Source organism: Parasutterella muris, from assembly GCF_009767915.1.
GTDB lineage: Bacteria > Pseudomonadota > Gammaproteobacteria > Burkholderiales > Burkholderiaceae_F > Parasutterella > Parasutterella muris.
Genome location: NZ_WSRP01000101.1, coordinates 1 through 1135, shown reverse-complemented (window position 1 = coordinate 1135; position 1135 = coordinate 1). Strand labels below are relative to the sequence as shown.

Here is a 1135-nt window from a genome sequence, read left to right as displayed (position 1 = left end):
GACCGTGCTGTCTTTCTCATGTTTTACAAACACCTCTTCTAGTAATGTTTGTTCGTTTTCATCGAGAGACTTACCGGCGGCCATCTTTTCGCGTATACGAATGATTCTCTCAAACATCCCTTGTCTGGCATTCTCAGCAATTTGTCGATCGAAATAGATATGCCAGTAAAGCTCCGCAGTTTCCTGCGTCTTTTTTGTGGATCTCTGACCCGTTACAGGATTGGGTTCACGAATCCAGCTGATCTTCTTTGTCACCTGAAAGAGCTGGGTAAACCAGTCCATTTGATTTAAGTCCTGGAGATTAACTCTTTCTTCATCAATAAGCTCTTGGGTAAGGCTGCCTGAGATCCCGCACTTCATGTTGAACAGAAAGCCAACTTTATTTCTCAGGCAGTCATTGATGTTTTTTGTACCGCTGTAACCTCGGTCAGACACAAGAACAACGTTTTGGATGCCTAGTCTGGAGTTGTCAGCAATGACCCGCCTGACGACTTGTACGTCCGGAACGTTTCCGTCGTAGGTTCGATAGAAGAGAGGCAGTCCGCTTTTGGAGTCGACCAACATCAGTACATTAATTTGAGGAAGATTGTCCTCGTCTTTATTCCAAATGGAGGTCGAATCTAAAGCCAATGACAGTTTGTCATCGTCCCCAATTATTTTCTTCTGTTCTATTAAGTCTTCCTGGATAGCAGAGAAATAATTCTCTATCTGCTGTTCTTTGATTTTCCTAAAAACCCTGCCTATTGAGGAAGGATGCAAAGACCCGCCCCATGGAAGACGAGTCGCCTCAGCAAAGGTCGGATATTTAGAAATATTGTTGTCTTGATTGAGGATTATGAAGTAGGCAATCGACAAAACTTTTAGATAGTCTCGGCGTTGTGTAAAGGCCCTTTTAAGAGCTTTTCCGATAGGAGATTGCTCAACGAGCTGATCCAGTGCCCACGTGGCGCCCGCATGCAGTTGTTTGACATCCATTGCCTGAGGAAGAGTAAAACCGCCTTCGCTCACCGCAGTGAAGATATAGTCTTTGCCCTTGCGTTGGCAAATAAAATCCCTTAGGATTCGGCCTTCCTTCTGGCCGGAGGTAACAGTACCGACCTTCTTGAAGCTAACTCGATAACTTCTCTTTTTCTCG

At 44.8% G+C, this 1135-nt stretch carries 1 protein-coding gene; it reads right to left on the bottom strand.

What is annotated here, in order from left to right; translation table 11 throughout:
- On the bottom strand, positions 1-1135 hold a 1135-nt coding region (locus E5987_RS13215; protein WP_237178851.1), incomplete at both ends, for an IS1634 family transposase.